General features: G+C 35.1%; 16 protein-coding genes. 5 read left to right on the forward strand and 11 right to left on the reverse strand.

Annotated features, from left to right (window positions below; all coding sequences use genetic code 11):
* From EKL99_RS06305 to EKL99_RS06320, 4 genes are read left to right on the forward strand one after another with little or no spacing between them, the layout of a single operon-like run.
* Positions 1-459 carry a GNAT family N-acetyltransferase gene (locus tag EKL99_RS06305; protein ID WP_126458793.1) on the forward strand — a complete coding sequence of 153 codons (459 nt, stop codon included), beginning with the start codon at positions 1-3 and terminating at the stop codon, positions 457-459.
* 11 nt (positions 460-470) lie between these two features.
* The gene (gene radC, locus EKL99_RS06310) at positions 471-1,166 is read left to right on the forward strand and encodes a DNA repair protein RadC (protein WP_126451795.1); all 696 of its coding nucleotides are present in this window, start codon (positions 471-473) and stop codon (positions 1,164-1,166) included.
* A gap of 9 nt (positions 1,167-1,175) precedes the next feature.
* A complete protein-coding gene (locus EKL99_RS06315) occupies positions 1,176-1,865 on the forward strand; it encodes a YjjG family noncanonical pyrimidine nucleotidase (RefSeq protein ID WP_126576598.1) in 690 nt (229 codons plus the stop codon).
* A gap of 2 nt (positions 1,866-1,867) precedes the next feature.
* The gene (locus EKL99_RS06320) at positions 1,868-2,611 is read left to right on the forward strand and encodes a hypothetical protein (RefSeq protein ID WP_126576599.1); all 744 of its coding nucleotides are present in this window, start codon (positions 1,868-1,870) and stop codon (positions 2,609-2,611) included.
* Positions 2,612-2,673: 62 nt separating this feature from the next.
* On the opposite strand, the gene EKL99_RS06325 is transcribed toward EKL99_RS06320, so the two are convergent.
* Positions 2,674-3,951 (reverse strand): replication-associated recombination protein A, encoded by a 1,278-nt coding sequence (locus tag EKL99_RS06325; protein WP_126576600.1) that lies wholly within the window; start codon positions 3,949-3,951, stop codon positions 2,674-2,676.
* A 236-nt stretch (positions 3,952-4,187) separates the two neighbouring features.
* Between EKL99_RS06325 and EKL99_RS06330 the strand changes: the two genes are divergently transcribed.
* Positions 4,188-4,964 carry a rhomboid family intramembrane serine protease gene (locus EKL99_RS06330; RefSeq protein WP_126576601.1) on the forward strand — a complete coding sequence of 259 codons (777 nt, stop codon included), beginning with the start codon at positions 4,188-4,190 and terminating at the stop codon, positions 4,962-4,964.
* 54 nt (positions 4,965-5,018) lie between these two features.
* Here EKL99_RS06330 and rlmB read toward each other — a convergent pair whose 3' ends face one another.
* The 10 genes from rlmB to map all read right to left on the reverse strand — a co-directional run bounded on the left by rlmB (position 5,019) and on the right by map (position 18,060).
* A complete protein-coding gene (rlmB, locus tag EKL99_RS06335; protein ID WP_126458809.1) occupies positions 5,019-5,753 on the reverse strand; it encodes a 23S rRNA (guanosine(2251)-2'-O)-methyltransferase RlmB in 735 nt (244 codons plus the stop codon).
* A 70-nt stretch (positions 5,754-5,823) separates the two neighbouring features.
* Positions 5,824-6,690 (reverse strand): hypothetical protein, encoded by an 867-nt coding sequence (locus EKL99_RS06340; RefSeq protein ID WP_126458813.1) that lies wholly within the window; start codon positions 6,688-6,690, stop codon positions 5,824-5,826.
* A 60-nt stretch (positions 6,691-6,750) separates the two neighbouring features.
* Positions 6,751-8,403, reverse strand: coding sequence for a SusD/RagB family nutrient-binding outer membrane lipoprotein (locus EKL99_RS06345; RefSeq protein WP_126458816.1), 1,653 nt, complete (start codon positions 8,401-8,403; stop codon positions 6,751-6,753).
* A gap of 17 nt (positions 8,404-8,420) precedes the next feature.
* Entirely contained in the window at positions 8,421-11,627 is a 3,207-nt protein-coding gene (locus EKL99_RS06350) for a SusC/RagA family TonB-linked outer membrane protein (RefSeq protein ID WP_126554566.1), read from the reverse strand.
* A gap of 534 nt (positions 11,628-12,161) precedes the next feature.
* Complete coding sequence (pruA, locus tag EKL99_RS06355) at positions 12,162-13,790, reverse strand: L-glutamate gamma-semialdehyde dehydrogenase (RefSeq protein WP_126458822.1); 1,629 nt, start codon at positions 13,788-13,790, stop codon at positions 12,162-12,164.
* A gap of 164 nt (positions 13,791-13,954) precedes the next feature.
* On the reverse strand, positions 13,955-14,341 hold the full coding sequence (apaG, locus tag EKL99_RS06360; protein ID WP_126451805.1) for a Co2+/Mg2+ efflux protein ApaG: 387 nt from the start codon (positions 14,339-14,341) through the stop codon (positions 13,955-13,957).
* Between the two features lie 81 nt (positions 14,342-14,422).
* A complete protein-coding gene (locus EKL99_RS06365; RefSeq protein ID WP_370274147.1) occupies positions 14,423-15,688 on the reverse strand; it encodes a DUF5103 domain-containing protein in 1,266 nt (421 codons plus the stop codon).
* A gap of 252 nt (positions 15,689-15,940) precedes the next feature.
* The gene (locus EKL99_RS06370; protein ID WP_126568112.1) at positions 15,941-16,705 is read right to left on the reverse strand and encodes a class I SAM-dependent methyltransferase; all 765 of its coding nucleotides are present in this window, start codon (positions 16,703-16,705) and stop codon (positions 15,941-15,943) included.
* A gap of 84 nt (positions 16,706-16,789) precedes the next feature.
* Complete coding sequence (locus tag EKL99_RS06375; protein ID WP_126568113.1) at positions 16,790-17,164, reverse strand: GxxExxY protein; 375 nt, start codon at positions 17,162-17,164, stop codon at positions 16,790-16,792.
* Between the two features lie 77 nt (positions 17,165-17,241).
* Positions 17,242-18,060, reverse strand: a complete 819-nt coding sequence (gene map, locus EKL99_RS06380) for a type I methionyl aminopeptidase (RefSeq protein ID WP_126568115.1) — start codon at positions 18,058-18,060, stop codon at positions 17,242-17,244.
* Positions 18,061-18,101: the final 41 nt, after the last annotated feature.

Consider the following 18,101-nt stretch of genomic DNA (forward strand, 5'->3'; position numbering starts at 1 on the left):
ATGAAAGATTCTATAAGAATTGCTAAGACTACAAGCGAAAATCCTGATTTTATGGCTCTTATTAGCGCTTTAGATAAAAGTTTATGGGAGCGTTATCCCGAATTAAAAACCGACTATTGGGGTAATAATATTTTGGAATTAAACCCAAATGTTATTGTTGTATATCTAAAAAACGAAGCTGTTGCTTGCGGTTGTTTTAAAAAATATGATAAAAATACAATTGAAATAAAACGTATGTTTGTTTCTCCTGAGGTGCGAGGAATGGGATTGGCTCAAACTATTTTACGAGAATTGGAACTTTGGGCGCAGGATTCTGGATCATCATTTTCTGTTTTGGAAACATTATACAAGCAAAAGGAAGCCATTGCTTTGTATCAAAAAGCGGGATATGTTATTGTTGATAATTATGAGCCTTATGTGGGTTTAGAAAATAGTATTTGCATGCGCAAACAAATTTAAACAACAAGCGAATGGCTGAAAATTCCTTTTTTCCTATTACCAATTGGTCCGAAGACGATAAACCACGTGAAAAACTAATGCTGAAAGGTAAAAGTGTTTTGAGTGATGCGGAACTGATAGCTATTTTGATAGGTTCCGGCAGCAGGAATGAGTCAGCGGTGGATTTGAGTAAACGGATTTTGGCAAGCGTAGATACTAATTTGAATGCCTTAGGAAAATTATCACTGTCTCAGCTCATGCAATTTAAAGGAATAGGAGAGGCAAAGGCCATTTCTATTATTGCTGCTTTAGAATTAGGAAGACGCAGAAGAGGCGAAGAGGTTGTGGAATTGACAAAAATTACTTCCAGCAAAATCATTTTCGAAATCATGCAGCCTATTATTGGGGAATTACCACACGAAGAATTTTGGATTATTTATATGAATAACTCCAATAAGGTACTGTCGAAATCCCAATTGAGTAAAGGCGGAATCACCGGAACATTGGTCGATGTGCGAATCGTTTTCAAAACGGCACTCGAAATCGGAGCTACAGCATTGATCTTGTGTCACAATCATCCTTCCGGAACCTTGATTCCTAGTGATGCCGACAAACAAATTACAAGAAAATTGAAATTGGCAGGTGATAGTTTAGAAATAAAAGTATTAGATCATCTTATTATAACTGAAACCAGTTATTTCAGCTTTGCAGATGAAGGGATATTTTAAAATTACAAAATGAAACAAACACATATAAAGGACGTTTTTTTTGATTTAGATCATACCCTTTGGGATTTTGATAAAAATTCAGAGCTCACTTTTGAGACTATTTTTAACAGAAATCATCCAACGATAGCAATCAAGGAGTTTATTGAAAAATATGTTCCAATTAACCAAGCGTGTTGGGCACTTTATCAATACGATAAGATTACCCATCAGGAATTGCGGTACAATCGATTGAAACACTCGTTTGATGCGTTGAGTTATACTATTTCAGATGAAGAAATAGAGACTATTGCGGATGATTATATTCGGTTTTTGCCGGACAACAATCATCTTTTTGATGGGACAGTGGAACTTTTGGAGTATTTAAAACCTAAATACAATTTGCATATTATAACCAATGGTTTTGCGGAAGTGCAATTTAAAAAATTGAACAATTCAAAAATTGGAAGCTATTTTCAGACCATAACTAATTCAGAAATGGCTGGGGTAAAAAAACCAAATCCCATTATCTTTGATTACGCTTTAGATTTGGCCAAAGCCAAAAAAGAAAAAAGTATCATGATTGGTGATAGTCTAGAAGCGGATGTTCAAGGAGCACTGGATGCGGGACTGCAAGCTATTTTCTTTAATGAAAGTAAAGTTCAGGTAGAACAGCACATCATACAAATTAACCATTTATTAGAACTTAAAAAATATTTATAAAGATGAAAAAATCATTAGTATTCCTGCTGATATTAGTTGTTAGTTATTCCTATTCTCAATCGGTAAACGATTATAAAGCTGTGATTATTCCCGTTAAGTACGATTTCCTCAAAACAGAGAATCAGTATCGACTGACAACAATGTCTAAATTCTATCTAAACAAAGCCGGTTTTGAAGCTTTTTACAGCAAAGAAGCCATTCCAAGTGACTACAGTGACCGTTGCAGTTTGTTGTATATGGATGTTGTTAAAGAAAATGCTTTTTTGATGACTAAGTTATTTGTGACACTTAAGGATTGTTACGGGAAAATAATTTTCCAATCTGCAGTGGGGAAAAGCAAGGAGAAACAATATGAAACTGCGTATGGCGAAGCGCTTAACAAAGCTTTTGAATCCGTTAATGAGTTGCAATATAAATATAACGGTACTATAAATACAACTATGGAGCCAGAAGTTACCAAGCCCTTGGCCGCTCCGGTGGTGTTGGCTCAAAAAGTAGTCAGCGACTCAGTATCTGATGAAAAAGAAATGGATTTGCTTTATGCTCAGCCTACGACAACCGGTTTCCAGTTGATTGATAGTTCTCCAAAAGTTGTTATGAAAGTTTTTAAAACCTCTAGTGCCGAATCTTTTATCGCTTTCAAAGGAGATATTAAAGGTGTTTTAATTGCTAAGAACAACCAATGGTTTTTTGAGTATTATGAAAACGACAAATTATATTCTGAAAAAATAGCGGTAAAGTTTTAGTGCAATTATAAATTAATTATTTTTCTAAAAGGGATGTACTGCGGTGTATCCCTTTTTGTGTTTTAATAGCCATATTTATTTTTCCAGCGGTTTTTTAAGAATTCTCTTGTGATGTTTTCTCGGGAGTTATTTCCGGGAATATAAATGGGATTGTTGGACAGTTCATTAGGAAGGAATTCTTGTTCTGCAAAATTATTTGTGTAATCGTGTGCATATTTATATTCTTCGCCATACCCTAATTCTTTCATTAATTTAGTGGGCGCGTTGCGCAAGTGAATTGGTACCGGTAAATCGCCAGTTTGTTTTACAAGTTGTTGCGCAGTTCCAATGGCCAGATACGAAGCGTTACTTTTAGGGGAAGTGGCTAAATAAACGGCACATTGGCTTAATATAATCCTGCTTTCCGGATATCCAATTGTGGCAATCGCCTGAAAGGTATTATTGGCCATAATAAAAGCAGTTGGATTGGCATTTCCTATATCTTCACTACTCAGGATAAGCATTCGACGAGCAATAAATTTAACATCTTCACCGCCTTCAATCATGCGGGCAAGCCAATACACAGCACCATTTGGATCACTTCCCCGAATGGATTTTATAAAAGCTGAAACAATGTCATAATGTTGTTCGCCAGTTTTGTCATACAAAACGGTATTTTGTTGTACTAAAGCAAAAACACGTTCGTTAGTGATTATAACATCGTCTTCTTCGGATGCATGTACAACAAGTTCAAAAATATTCAACAGCTTACGTCCATCGCCACCGGAAAGGCGCAATAAGGCTTCTGTTTCTCTTAGTTTAATGTTTTTGGTCTGCAAATAAGCGTCTGTTTTTATGGCGCGTTCCAGAAGTGTTTCTAAGTCTTTTTTGCTAAAAGCGTTCAAAACATACACCTGACATCGAGACAATAGTGCTGGAATAACTTCAAAACTAGGGTTTTCTGTTGTGGCACCAATTAGGGTGATCCACCCTTTTTCTACCGCAGCCAATAACGAATCTTGTTGGGATTTGCTAAAACGATGAATCTCATCAATGAATAATATAGGGTTTTTAGCCGTAAACAAACCCCCACTTTGCTTTGCTTTTTCAATCACCTCGCGAATGTCTTTCACACCGGAATTGATGGCACTCAAAATATAAAAGGGTCGTTTTGATTCCTGTGCAATAATTTGCGCTAAAGTAGTTTTACCAGTGCCCGGTGGTCCCCAAAAAATTAAGGAAGGGATAATTCCTTTTGTAATTTGTTGTGTCAAGGAACCATTTGGTCCAACCAAATGGGATTGACTAATGTACTCTTCTAATTTTTGTGGTCGTATGCGCTCTGCAAGTGGTGCTTCCATTGTGCAAAATTAATATTTTTTTTAATCTAAGCCCATTTATGATTGTCAAATTTATTTTTCGGAGCTATTTCCAGCTGTACACTATATCCACGCAAAAAAGCGTGGGATGCCGTTTCCATCTGGGCTAGGAATTCATGTGTTTAATTTTACTCTTGGGTTGTACTATGACAAAATTGCATTAAATTGCTTTTGGAGAAGTTTTTGAATTAAGATGATAGTATAAACAAGTAGGATTCATGGACAAACATTTTAAATTCACGAATTTAGTTATTGGACTGCCTCTTTTTTTTGTAGTATTCCTGTGGTTTGTCTTTTGGCTCGAAATCCGATTTGATTTTGACTTTGTCCAAAACGGTATTTACCCTCGAACATTTTCAGGTCTGCAAGGAATCTTGTTCAGTCCTTTTATTCATAGTGATATAGAGCATTTGTACAACAACTCGATACCTGTATTGGTATTATTGGTCGCTTTACAATTTTTCTATGCGAAACAATCGTTGGCGGTTGTTGGGTATGGAATTCTATTGTCTGGATTTATCACGTGGATTATTGGTCGGGAGAATTACCATATTGGAGCCAGTGGTTTGATTTATGTGTTGTTTAGTTTTATTTTTTTTAAGGGAATTCAAACAAAGTACAATCGATTAATAGCCTTGTCTCTTGCCGTGATTGTTGTTTATGGAGGTTTAGTTTGGTATGTTTTTCCAAGTCCTGAGATTCCAGGTAATAAGTCTATTTCTTGGGAAGGTCACCTGGGAGGGTTGCTCTCTGGATTCCTTCTTACGTTAGTATATAAAACTCCAGAGTATAAAAAAGTCCTTAAGTATGATTGGGAACATCCGGATTATGATCCCTTGGCGGATAAATTCATGCAGCGTTTTGATGCCAACGGTAATTTTGTAAATCTTCCGAGAGACGAGCCTGAGGAATTTGCTTCTTTTTATTGGTGTAGTCTCCCGATTTGTTACACTGTTGTAGCGCATAAAAAAAATGAATCAAAACGGGAGTCTTGATTCATTTTTAGTGAATTTGTTTTGGTTCCCTATTCTTTGGGAAGGGTTTGGAAATTAACTTCTCTGTCTTACCGCTTCGTATAAAAAAGCACCACAAGCTACGGATACATTTAAAGAACCAATAGTTCCAAACATGGGAAGTTTAGCTTTTTCGTCAACAATCTTCAATACAGATGGGTTTACACCACGATCCTCAGATCCCATAATTATGGCAACAGGCTCGTTCAAAGAGATATCATAGATGTTTTGATCTGTTTTTTCAGTTGCAGCAACTGTTTTGATACCGCTTGCTTGCAATAAGAAAATAGCATCTTTGATGTGTTCTACTTTGCAAATTGGAATATTGAATACAGCTCCTGCAGAGGTTTTTACCGTATCACCATTCACAGGAGCTGAGCCTGCTTTTTGGACAATAATACCGTTTACGCCGGTGCATTCAGCAGTTCTGATGATAGCGCCAAAATTACGCGCATCAGAGATTTGATCTAATATTAAGAACAATGGTTTTTTCCCGTTTTCAATTACAGATTCAATCAACGTTTCTAAATCAAAAAAGGAGATAGGGGATATGGTTGCCACTGCACCTTGATGGTTATTAGGCGTTAATCTATTTAGTTTTTCAACCGGAACATAAGAAAAGTTAATATTACCGCGCTTCATCACTTTCATTAAGTCTTTCATCAGTTCGCTGCTCGCTTCCTTCTGAATGTAGACTTTGTCTACTGTTGCGCCTGCTTGTATGGCTTCGATTATAGCTCTAATCCCAAATATTTGATGTTCTTTTTCCATGGTGCAAATATATAAAAAAAAACCACCATCGTAATGATGGTGGTTTTAGATATATGGAAATTTATTTAATCTAAATTTTAACTAAGGTAAAAGTTTGATTTTGTGACGATCCACTGAAGTTTAATCTTAAGTTAATGTCCCCAGTACAAGAACCTACAGATCCTGATCCAGTCACTGTTACCTTCATCCAGCCTGTGTAGTCGAACTGCTCATTAGCAGTAACAGTTGCCACTGCATTTGAAGGGTTGATTGTTACTATCATATAGGATGTCGAAGGATTGTTTAAGTATGGATTGTTTGTATTTCTAATTCTAAATGTATACAATCCATCAGTGGATACGTATTGAACAGGCACTATATCTCCAACTGCGTAGTCAGCCCAAGCATCAGCGGTTACTTTGTAGTTACCATTGAAAGCAGCTGCACTAGCTAATGGACAAAAGAATTGAACTGAATATACAAATCCTGATGAGAAGTAAACTCCACCTACAACTGTACTAGAAGAGTTAGTATTAGTAAATGTTCTACCATCCGTTAACACTAATTCTAATCTCATTGTAAATTTATCGGATGTAGTGTAACCTCCGGTTGTAAGCCCTAATTTAGCCAGAGTCTCAGCAAGTGTAGCACTTACTTCACCTGTAGGTAAATTATTAGATCCTTTTGGAAAGGCTGTTGCGGAATATGATTTCACTAATTTTTCGGCACTTGTTACTCCATTTTTAGTGTGTTTTACATACAATCTAACTTCTGATAGAAGATCTCCATTTTTACTATCTTGTTCTTCAATATTTACTGACCATTTAGAAGTTGTATCAAAGAAATTAAAAGTAGATTGGTTTACTTTTAAAGTTCTTAAAATTGCGCCTCTTGTAGTGTTGGCAAGTACATTGTCTGCAGTACTTTCATCACTACTACAAGATTGTAATAGTACCATGCCCATTGCAAGTAAGCAATACGTTAAGTTTTTTATATATTTTTTCATGTTTAATATTTATTAGTTACCAATTGGAAATCCAGTTGTAGCATTGTTATCCCAGAATACTCTTGCTGAAACGCTAGTTTTTTGCTTCATATTTGAATTAGAAGAAGATTCATTTGCTGGATATAAAAATGATCTTATAAATTGCCCAGGATTTGGTTCTAGATTTGGTTGAATTCTTTGAGGGAATCCAGTTCTTCTATAAAAGTTGTATGCATCTGTTCCGTTTCCGAAAACCGAGATGAACAATTCTTTCGCAAGAATTTCTCTTTGACCTGTTAAAGTAGCAGCATCAAATTTATTTCCAACTTCGTTCATATAAGTTACATCTCTTGTTGTAGCAGGTACAGTTGATACTATAGCACCAGCATCTCTAGATATAAAAGCTCTCACTTTAGTGAATGATTTTTGAACTCCAGATAAAATAAATGCTTTTGCACTTCCTATACCTCCGTATAACGCAGCTTCAGCTCTGTAGAAATCCATAGTAGAACTTAGTAATATTGGTGTAATTCCATCTCCTTTAGCTCCACTTAAGTTATTTACAGTTTTAAATGTGTTATCATCAAAACGACCTCCTGCAGGATAAACTCCATAAGCAGTTTTCTTGTCAGCATCTGGTGGAATACCAAAATTGTCTCCATGATCTCTGCCCCAGTATCCATTAGCTACAGTACAGTAAGTATAACCTCCGGCTACGTAGTGAGCTGGAGCTGGTTCAATAGAACATTTTAATGTAGTAGGGTCAATTGGTGATTGTCCGTTTAACTGTCTGTAGAAGTAGAATTTCATTCTAGGGTCAGCTATAGACTTGTCACTTAGCATTAAATCCATAAACCAGTTTGATTGGTATTCAGAAGTACCTGTAGTTAAATAGTTGTCTCTGTATAAAGGACTTCTTCCATCAGGGTTGTTAACATTTGAATTCCAGTCAAATTGGAAATCATCTGAAGCAGTTTGCATAAAGTTTCCTGTTGCTACAATAGTATTAAAACTAGCGATAGCTGAAGGGTCAACTAATCTTCTTTGAATGTAGATTTTCATCTTAATAGAATTAGCTAACTTAATCCACTTAGTCCAATCTTTATTGTAATAAAAATCATTGAAAGTAGTTGTTGTTGGACTAGTTTCTGAAAAATTTACAATTGCTTTATCTAGTAAAACTAAAGCAGCATTGTAAATTGAAGCTCCAGTATCTGCTTTTGCATTTAGATTAGTAGCTCCTAATAAAGCTTCAGTATAGGGGACATCACCAAAAAAGTCAACTAAGTTAACAATAGTGTATGCTTCTAATACCTGTCCCATACCAATATGGCGTTTCAATCCTTTTTCTGCAGCTTTAACATTCATTAATTGGATGTTCTTTAAAACTGTTTGATAAGAAACTGCCCATTTTGAGTCTAATGTAGCAGGGCTATAAGCATTTTCATAACTTCTACCAAACATATTAGTCATCCTTGTTACTTCCATACTTGTTCTACCATAAGCTTGCATGTTAAGTGCAAAAGAACGTTGAACACCATTTAAATAGAAATCCACATCTGCCTTGTCAACAGATAATGCATTTGGATCCTCTTTCATATCCATGTCTATTGTCTCGCAAGAAGAGTATAATAATGCCCCTAAGAACAAAATTATTACACTTGCTATTTTTTTCGTATTGTTCATAATTGTTATTTTTAAATTTAGAAACTTGCTTTAATACTAAAACCATATCTTTTAGCCGTTGGGCCATTCAAGTGGTCAAATCCTTTACCATTACCTACTCCAAGACCAGCTACGTTAGGGTCGAAATTGATTCCTTTAGGAGTATTTATAGCATTGTAATACAAGTTGTTACCTGATACAGATATAGATAGAGCTCCAAATGGGGTTTTATCTAATAATTTACGTGGTATGTTATATCCAAAAGATATTTCAGAAAGTCTAATTACAGTTGCGTCATAAATTTTCATTTCGTCAGCACCAGCTATAATATTACTGAAATAATTATCTGAATTGTTGATTTGAATATCATTTACAGATCCATCAGCTTTTACACCAGGAAGAATATATGTATTTAATCTATCTACTGTATCAGTTGTAAGACCTCTACCTAACAAAGTTGCGATTGTTTGTGAAAACATATCTCCACCTGCTGTATAATTAATTAAAAATCCAAAATTAAAATTTTTGTATGAAAAACTATTAGAAACGTTTAATATATAATCAGGGTTTGGATTACCAATGTTAAAGATACCTTGTTCGATTTTATACAAACCAGTACTTTCTACAACTTTATTTCCATTAGCATCTCTTTGAATTCTACTACCTACAATTATACCAAATTGTTGCCCAGGAATTGCAGCGTTACCTAAGTTAGAATATCCATCATAAACAATTTGTTCTGTGTCAGGGCCTAAAGAAGTAACGATAGATTTAGATTTAGTTACGTTAGCACTAACATCCCAGTTAAATCCATTGTTTGCGTGATTTATAACGCTTACACCTAAATCAACTTCAAAACCTTCTCCGTCAATTTGACCGATATTTGTTTTTGTTGATCCAAATCCAGAACTTGGAGGTAATGGTCTGTCGGTAATTAAATCTTTTGTTTTTCTTTTGAAATAAGAAAAATCTAAACTTACTCTATTACTCAGAAATTTGGAATCAAAACCAAGTTCAATCTCAGTCAATAGTTCGGGTCTCAAATTAGGATTTCCTAAGTTATTTGAAGCTGATACAATAGGAAATGTAGTTCCTGCATCGTTTATGTTTCCTCTTGGAGCTAATGTTACGTTGTTTGAAACTGGATATCCTGTTGCAAATCCAGCAGAGGTACCATAACCCATTCTTAATTTCAAATAATTTAAACCCTTATCTGATGCTATTTCAGAGAATATTTTTGTTGGAATAAGCGCTAAACTCGCACTTGGGTAATCCAAAGTATTAATATTTGTATTAGATACCCAGTCCTTTCTTTCAGAAAGTGTCAAATAAGCCCATTTATTATAATCAAGTTCAACTTGACCATAGATACCTGCAATATTTCGGCTTTCTGAGTACTGAATTGGCGTTTGTGTTTTGAAGTTGAAGTGTCTAAATACTCCAAATCCTAATTGCTCTACACTATTAACTCCCTGACGGTCATATTTAGTAGATCTGGAAGTTGCCCCTACACTGAAATTCAGTCCTAAATTATCAGTAAGCGTGTACTGACCGGTTACTAATATGTTATGATCCCATATTGTATTAAGGTTATCAAATGTTCTGTAGTCTCCTAAAACCGGTCCAGAGGTAGATGCTCCTCCAGAACCTTTATTAGTTCCTGAAACGTTTCTTTCAGTATAATTATCAATACCTACTCTATACGTTATGTTCAAATTGTCGTTAATGTCGTATTTCAAAGCTGAATTACCAAAAACTCTATTTGTTAATTGTGATGTGAAAGCATTGTTTACTGTCCAATTTGGATTTACAATTCCACCATCATTTCTGTAATAAACACTTCCTCCTGTAATAGGATCTTGGAAAGGTAATCCCATCAGGTCTACGTTACGAGGTGTGTAAAACACATCTGAAAACACAGACAAACCTGTTCCTGAAGCTCCTGAGCCTGTACTTAAAGCAACTGGTGGGCTTTTAAAATTAGTATTTGAATAGTTTAAAGTTCCGCTAATTGTAAATTTATTGCTTAAAGCAGACTTACCACCAATAGAGATTGAATTTCTACCTAATTTGTTACCAGGTGTAAATCCTTCATCTTCTAAATGACCAAAGTTAAAGTTGAAACTAGTTTTTCCGTCAGCTGAAGCTCCAGCAATATTAACAGAAGTACTAGCAACTATACCTGTTCTAAAAAAATCTTTAACGTTGTTTGGTTTTGCAGAATAAGGTACTCTTTTACCAATATATTCTGGAAAAGCAGAATTTAAGTTTGCTCTGTCGTATGGGTGTTTGATTGTGCCATCAGCAGCAATTCCAGAATTTGGATTTGTGTAACCACCAATACCATTTGGATAAAATCCAGGACCCCAGTTACTGTAGAAGTTACCAAAAGCTTGGTCAAATCCGTTACCAAATTTATTTTGGTAATCTGGTAAAGATGCTATTTCGTTAGCAAAAAGGGATTGACTTACAGAAATCTCTGTTTTTTTAGGTCCTTTTTTTAAACTTCCACTTTTTGTAGTAATTAAAATTACACCATTTCTACCTTCAGTTCCGTAAAGTGTTGCAGCTGCAAATCCTTTTAGGATACTTACGTTTTCAATGTTGTTCGGATCTAAATCCAAGAATCTACTTGAACCAGAGTTACCATTAATGAATGAACCATTAGCATTCGTGTCTGAGCTAAAAGGAACTCCATCAACGATGAATAATGGTTGAGATGATCCACTAACAGAGTAGTTACCTCTAATGTTGATGTTTGTTGCGGAACCAGAAATACCACTACCATTAATGATTTGCACTCCTGAAGCCTTTCCGCTTAAAACCCTAGCTATATCACCTTCTGACCTTTGTTCTAGATCTTTTGCTTTAACTTGGCTAACTGCGTAACCAATTGCTTGTTTCTCTCTTTTTATACCTTGAGATGTAATTACGACTTCTTCTAGAGCTTGTGAGTCTTCCATAAGTTTAACCTTCAAGTTCTCGAAATTTGCTACTCTTTCCTGAGTTTTCATTCCAATATAGCTAAAAATCAAGATTTGGCTTGATGTAGCTTTGATTGAAAATTTTCCGTCAAAATCAGTTTGTGTCCCTGATTTAGTCCCTTTTACTAATACACTGACTCCCGTGATAGGCATTCCTGCATTATCAGAAACGATCCCTGAAACAGATCGTTCTTGTGCAAAGGTCAATTGCGTCACAAGTACTAGTAGTAGTACTAAGAATCCATTAAACTTTAGTTTCATAGTTATGATTTTTGGTTATATTCTTCAAAAATCTAAATTTTAAGTTAAAAATCCTAATCTTATCTTAATTTTTTATTTTATATAATAGTAATTAACCTTAAAAAATGTTTTTTGTTTCTTTTTAAAGCCAAAAAATTGAACTAATTATAATTTTAGTATTGTTTTTTATTTTATTGGGCTAATTAATTCTTTCCAAAGACGAATCAATTAATTGAAATTATTTTCGATAAAGGCCAGTCTGTTTTCTTGAAAAGATAGAATTCGATTTGTCTGAAAAATAAAAGGGAAGTCAAAAATCGCTAAAGTTTCATTGCGCTTTTTTAATAAAGTAACAAAAACAATCCAAAGGATGTAATTGGGGTGGTTTATAAATAGTTTTCAAAGGGGCAATCAGTTTGGAAAAGTATTTATTGGATAACAGCGTTTTTTTGGTGTTAACGTCTAGTCCTAAAAAAAATCCCAAGATTCAATTGTTTTGAATCTTGGGATTTTTTATGAAATACATTGTTTGGTGAGGTGAATTCCTCATTATAGCTATTCTCCTAAGAAAGGGTATCTGTAATCTACCGGAGTAACGAAAGTTTCTTTGATTGTTCTTGGAGAAGCCCAGCGCAATAAGTTCAATGGAGAACCTGCTTTGTCATTGGTTCCTGAAGCTCTTGCTCCGCCAAAAGGTTGTTGCCCTACAACGGCACCCGTTGGTTTGTCATTAATATAGAAGTTACCGGCAGCATTTTGTAATTTCACTGTCGCCACTTCAATGGCGTAACGGTCCTGACTGAAAACGGCTCCTGTTAATGCGTATTCAGACGTTGTATCTACCAATTCTAGTGTTTCTTCCCATTTTGCATCTTCATACACAAAAATAGTCATAACTGGTCCAAATAATTCAGTTGCCATGGTGGTATAATGAGGATTAGTCGTTACAATTACCGTTGGCTCAATAAAGTATCCAACTGATTTGTCATAGTTCCCACCAACGATAATCTCCGCATCAGTATCTTTTTTGGCTTGGTCTATAAAACTGACCAATTTATCAAAGGAGCCTTCATGAATAACGGCAGTAATAAAATTACTAAAATCTTCTGGAGATCCCATTTTCATTGATTTTACATCCGCAATAATTTGCTCTTTTACAGCGGGCCATAAGCTTTGTGGGACATAAGATCTAGAGGCTGCAGAGCATTTTTGCCCTTGGAATTCAAATGCGCCTCGAACAATTCCCGTAGAAACTTGTTTAGGGTTAGCGCTTGAATGCGCTATGATGAAATCTTTTCCGCCTGTTTCCCCCACGATTCTTGGGTACGTTTTGTAATGGTGAATGTTTGTTCCAATTTTTGCCCAGATATCTTTGAATACGTGAGTGGAACCTGTAAAGTGAATTCCAGCAAAATCCCGACTTGCCAGAATGGTATCGGTAATCATTAAAGGGTCTCCAAAAACTACATTGATAACTCCATCAGGAACACCAGCTTCTTTGAACACTTCGATTATAATTTGCGCAGAAAAAACTTGACTATCACTTGGTTTCCAGATTACAACGTTCCCCATCATTGCGGCGCTTGCTGGAAGATTTGCGGCAATTGCAGTAAAGTTAAAAGGCGTGATCGCATATACAAATCCTTCAAGAGGTCTGTACTCTAGACGGTTCCACATATCTGAGGTGGATGCCGGCTGGTCTCCATATATTTGAGTCATGAATTCTACGTTGAAACGCAAAAAGTCAATTAGCTCACATGACGCATCAATTTCGGCCTGATGAACATTTTTAGACTGAGCAATCATGGTTGCGGCATTAATTCTGGCTCTGTAAGGGCCAGCAATTAATTCAGCGGCTTTAAGGAAAATGGCTGCGCGCTGTTCCCAAGCCATGTTAGCCCAAGCTGTTCTTGACTCTAATGCATTTGCAATAGCTTTCTCGATATGTGATTTTTCGGCAAGATGATACGTTCCTACACTATGTTTGTGGTCATGAGGCGCTGACATTGTTTTGGTATTCCCTGTTCTAATTTCTTCGCTTCCTATATATAATGGTACGTCAATTTTAGAATTCCACATTTTAGTATAAGCGGCTTGTACGGCGGCTTTTTCAGGTGAATTTGGCGCATACCCTTTTACTGGTTCGTTTACTGCTTTTGGCGCATGAAAAAATCCTTTTAGCATGATATTGTAATTTGATAATCTGTTTGAAGAGATTAAGATTAGAAAATTAAAAAATAAATTACTCGATATTTTATCAAAAAATTACTGTACTGCAAAAGTACAAAGGATAATTTTAAAATTGATAAAATAGGAATAAGAAAAAGGAATATTTTAAGCGAAAAAAATTAATTTAAAGCAAAGGGAGCACACAATCGGAAGGTAGGTACAATGACTTTGAAGTTTTTTGTTGAGGTAAAATTAATCATGTTAAAATACCCTTTCATCGCACCATAAGGGGATGATAATAGACAACCGGAACTATAGGTGTGAAATTCGCCAGGTTTTAAAACAGGCTTTTTCCCAATTACCCCTTCGCCATCAACAATTTCGATATCATTTAAGGAATCATAAATTTCCCAATGACGCGAGATCAATTGAACGGAATCTTTACTGTGGTTTTCAATAGTAATTTCATAACTAAATGCAAAATGAAGCTTGTAGTTCTTAACGTACGTACCTTCAAAACTAGTCAATACTGAAATTTTTATACCTCTTGTTATTTGAGAAACCATATTAAATGGGTGTGTAGGAGTTTAATACTAACAAATTTACAAAAAAAGGGTATCGTTTTGTTGAATTTTATGAAAGTTTTTTTAATTGATGGTGTTTATTGAATTTGCCATTCCTTTGCCCACAGCCCTGTCATAACGACCTATGTTTTCTCTGTAATAGACTACTATGGTATATTCATTTTCTGTTTGATAAAAATTGCCATCTATCGCATTTTCTGGATCCAGAACTCCTTTGTCATCCGCAACAAGGTATTGAAAGTTTGTAAACCCTTGTTTTATTAAAATAGCCTTTTCATAAAGCCCTTTTTTAGGATTATAGTCCATTTTATATTCAGGGATTAATGCGTAGTTATTGAACATACCGGCAACATAAATATTTTTATTCATTCTGAAAGTGGGGGCCGAAAGACTGAAATAGACCCAGGCATAATCCGCTTCGAATTCGCTGTCAGCAGCGCTTATATTCTTGACTACAAAAGCCCCATTAACATCTTGGGTAAAAGAATACGGAAAATTGGCTCTAGCAGCATTAGTGTATAAAAAAGAACCATAAATAGGGGTGTCAAAGTCTACCCGACCAATGTTGTTGTTTGCGGCTCTGATGTCTTTATTTTCGAAAAACAAAAACTCATTTCCCGCCCAAAACTGCGTTTCAGTATCGTATTTGTAGATCAAATCATTTCCTATCGTATACTGCGGAATTATATTTTTTATACCGCTATTTAGTTGTCCGTTTTGAAGTAATAACAGTTTGACATTCCGCAACGGAGTTTGGAAAACAATGGAATTGGATTTAATCGCAAAATCTAAATTGTGTTTCAATTCGATAGTGCTGATTGTTCGTGCTCGTTTTACTTGAATGGGAACCGTGACCAGATCTTCGTATAAAATAAATTTTCTCGAAAACAGGATGTCTTTATTTTCATCTAAAACCTTTATCATGTAATTTCCGCTGATTTTTAATTGGAGCGTAAATTGATTTGGAATGGCTAATTTGTAATGCGAATAGATTTGTAAAGTATTAAAAGAGTTGGTGTACTCCTGAATTCTTTGGTTGTCAAAACCCTCTAAATATTCGTTTTTAGGTATTGCCGTTGGATTCCAGCTGTAATCGCAATGAATTATTTCGTAATAATAATTGGCTTCATTGCCAAAAAGATCATCAAATTGCAATTGAAATCCTTCGCCTAGTTTTAAAATTGGAATTATAGTTTGGTCATTTTGAACAAATGAAATGGTTTTAATGTGGTATGGCGGAGCAACTTCTTTTTCTATTTGTGCCAAAGAAACGCAGGAATAAAATGCAGTAAGCATAAAAGCGGCTATTTTGAGCAAAGGGTTTTCCATTTTATAAAACGTAAGATTGTGTAAATATAGCAATTACCTTTTGTCTTTGGTTCATCTAGTTTTTACATTAATTATTTCGAAAGTAATAGCTGTCAAAATCGTTTTAATTCGTTCCGGTCTTAAAGACTAACTGATTATTTTTATTACAAATAAACGGCTTATGAAAAAAATAAACTGACGCACTAATAAACTAAAAACCTGCTAAAAAGTAACTTTAGCAGGTTTTTTTATGGTGTAAATTTATACTTTGAATTATTTGAAACAAACCGGGATAATTTCCCCTTTGGCCAAACAATATTTTTCTACTAATTCAGGTGCAATTTTATTAGTATACTCTTCTTCGATTACTTTGAAGCCGATACTTCGTAATTTATCAAAATAATCGCGGCCATAAATACGGACATGATCGTATTGACCAAATATTTTAGCACGTTCTTTTTGATCCGTAATAGAATCATCTGCAAAAGTGGTGGCTCTGGATAAATCCTGTGGAATTTGTAAAATTGCCATTCCGCCCGGTTTCAAAACCCGATACAGTTCCTGCATTGCTTTGGTATCATCCGGAATGTGTTCTAAAACATGATTGCACAGAATAACATCGTATTGATTGTCCTCAAAAGGTAAATTACAAATGTCTGCTTTCACATCTGCTAACGGTGAAAACAAATCGGTTGTCGTGTAATCTAGATTTTTCTGGTTTCGAAACAGTTTATAAAAAGCTTGTTCCGGTGCAAAATGTAAAACTTTTTTTGGAGACGTAAAAAAATCAGTTTTTTCATTTAAGTACAACCATAATAAACGGTGTCTCTCTAATGAAAGGGTACTTGGTGAAAGCACATTATTTCTTTGTGTTCCGTAACCGTAAGGTAAAAAAGTTTTAAAGCTTCTTCCGTCAATTGGATCTGTAAAGGAATTCCCTTTCAAAGCCAATGCCAAAACTGGCCTAGCAACATAGCTTAAACGAATAAGTAATGGACGGGGAATTGTATTTAGTACGAGTTTGAAAAGTTTTTTCACAATTTGGAATAAATTAAAACACAAATTTCACAAATTTACACGAACTTAAGATGATGTAAAATGAATTTTATGAATCGTAGGTTGTTAAAGAATTATTCTTCTATATTTAAGACTGTCTTCACCAAAATTAACAAGTAGTCCAAGTTTATTTTGTGAAGCTGCTAAATAGTTTAATGTTTGTTTTATTTCTCCACTAGAAAGACTTTGTATGGCTTTTATTTCTAAAATAATTTTGTCGTAAATGACAAAATCAGCAAAATAGTAACTAGGTAAGATGATGTCTTTGTATTCTATATTATACTTTGATTCTCGTTTAAAAAGGACTTCATTTTTCTTGAATTCATACTCTAAAGCATCTCCGTATACTTTCTCACTGTGGCCTTTACCTGAAATTTTATGTACTTCCATACAGCGACCAATGATTTTATAGGATTCTTCTTTTAGGTAAATTTCTTCCATTTTTTATAACGATAGTAATCTTTAGTATGATATGAATTAGTGTAAATCCGTGAAATTCGTGTTTGCCATTTAAATAGTTACAATATTAAAGGCTCTCGTCTAAACTCATTTTCTTCTGTACTTACAATTCCTAACGATTTATAAACATAAGCAAAAGTGGATAAAATTTCTGGTTTTCCATCGATAATGGCTACGTCGTGTTCAAAATGGGCACTTGGTTTTCCGTCAGCTGTCGTGATTGTCCAGCCGTCTTTGTGTTGCTTGATGTTTCTAGTTCCCATGTTAATCATCGGCTCAATGGCAACAACCATCCCTTCTACAAAAAGTTTGCCTCTTCCTTTTTTGCCATAATTAGGCATCTCAGGATCTTCATGCATTTTTTGTCCTACGCCATGACCCACTAATTCCCGTACGACACCGTATCCATATGATTCGGTATATTTTTGAATGGCATTGCCCACATCTTCCACGCGGTTTCCTATTTTAAATTCTCGGATTCCGATATATAAGGATTCTTTGGTTATCTGTAATAGTTTTTTAGTTTCCGGAGCCACTTCGCCAATTTCAAAAGAGTACGCATGATCGCCATGGTATCCATTTTTGTAAGCTCCACAATCTACCGAGATTACATCCCCGCTTTCTAATGGTTTGTTATTTGGAATTCCATGGACTACTTGTGCGTTTGGACTCATGCAAAGGGAGTTTGGAAAACCATATAAGCCAAGAAAACTTGGTTCAGCTCCATGGTCGCGAATGAAGGTTTCGGCTAATTTATCCAGGTATAATGTGGTAACTCCTTCTTTGATTTCAGAAGCAATCATTCCTAATGTTTTTGATACGATCAGCGCACTTTCGCGCATTAATTCTATTTCTTCACGGGATTTTATAATAATCATAATTTCATTTTTTCAAGTTGCAAAAATACAATTTTATAAGT

The organism is Flavobacterium sp. ZB4P23 (assembly GCF_003970375.1).
Classification (GTDB): Bacteria; Bacteroidota; Bacteroidia; order Flavobacteriales; family Flavobacteriaceae; genus Flavobacterium.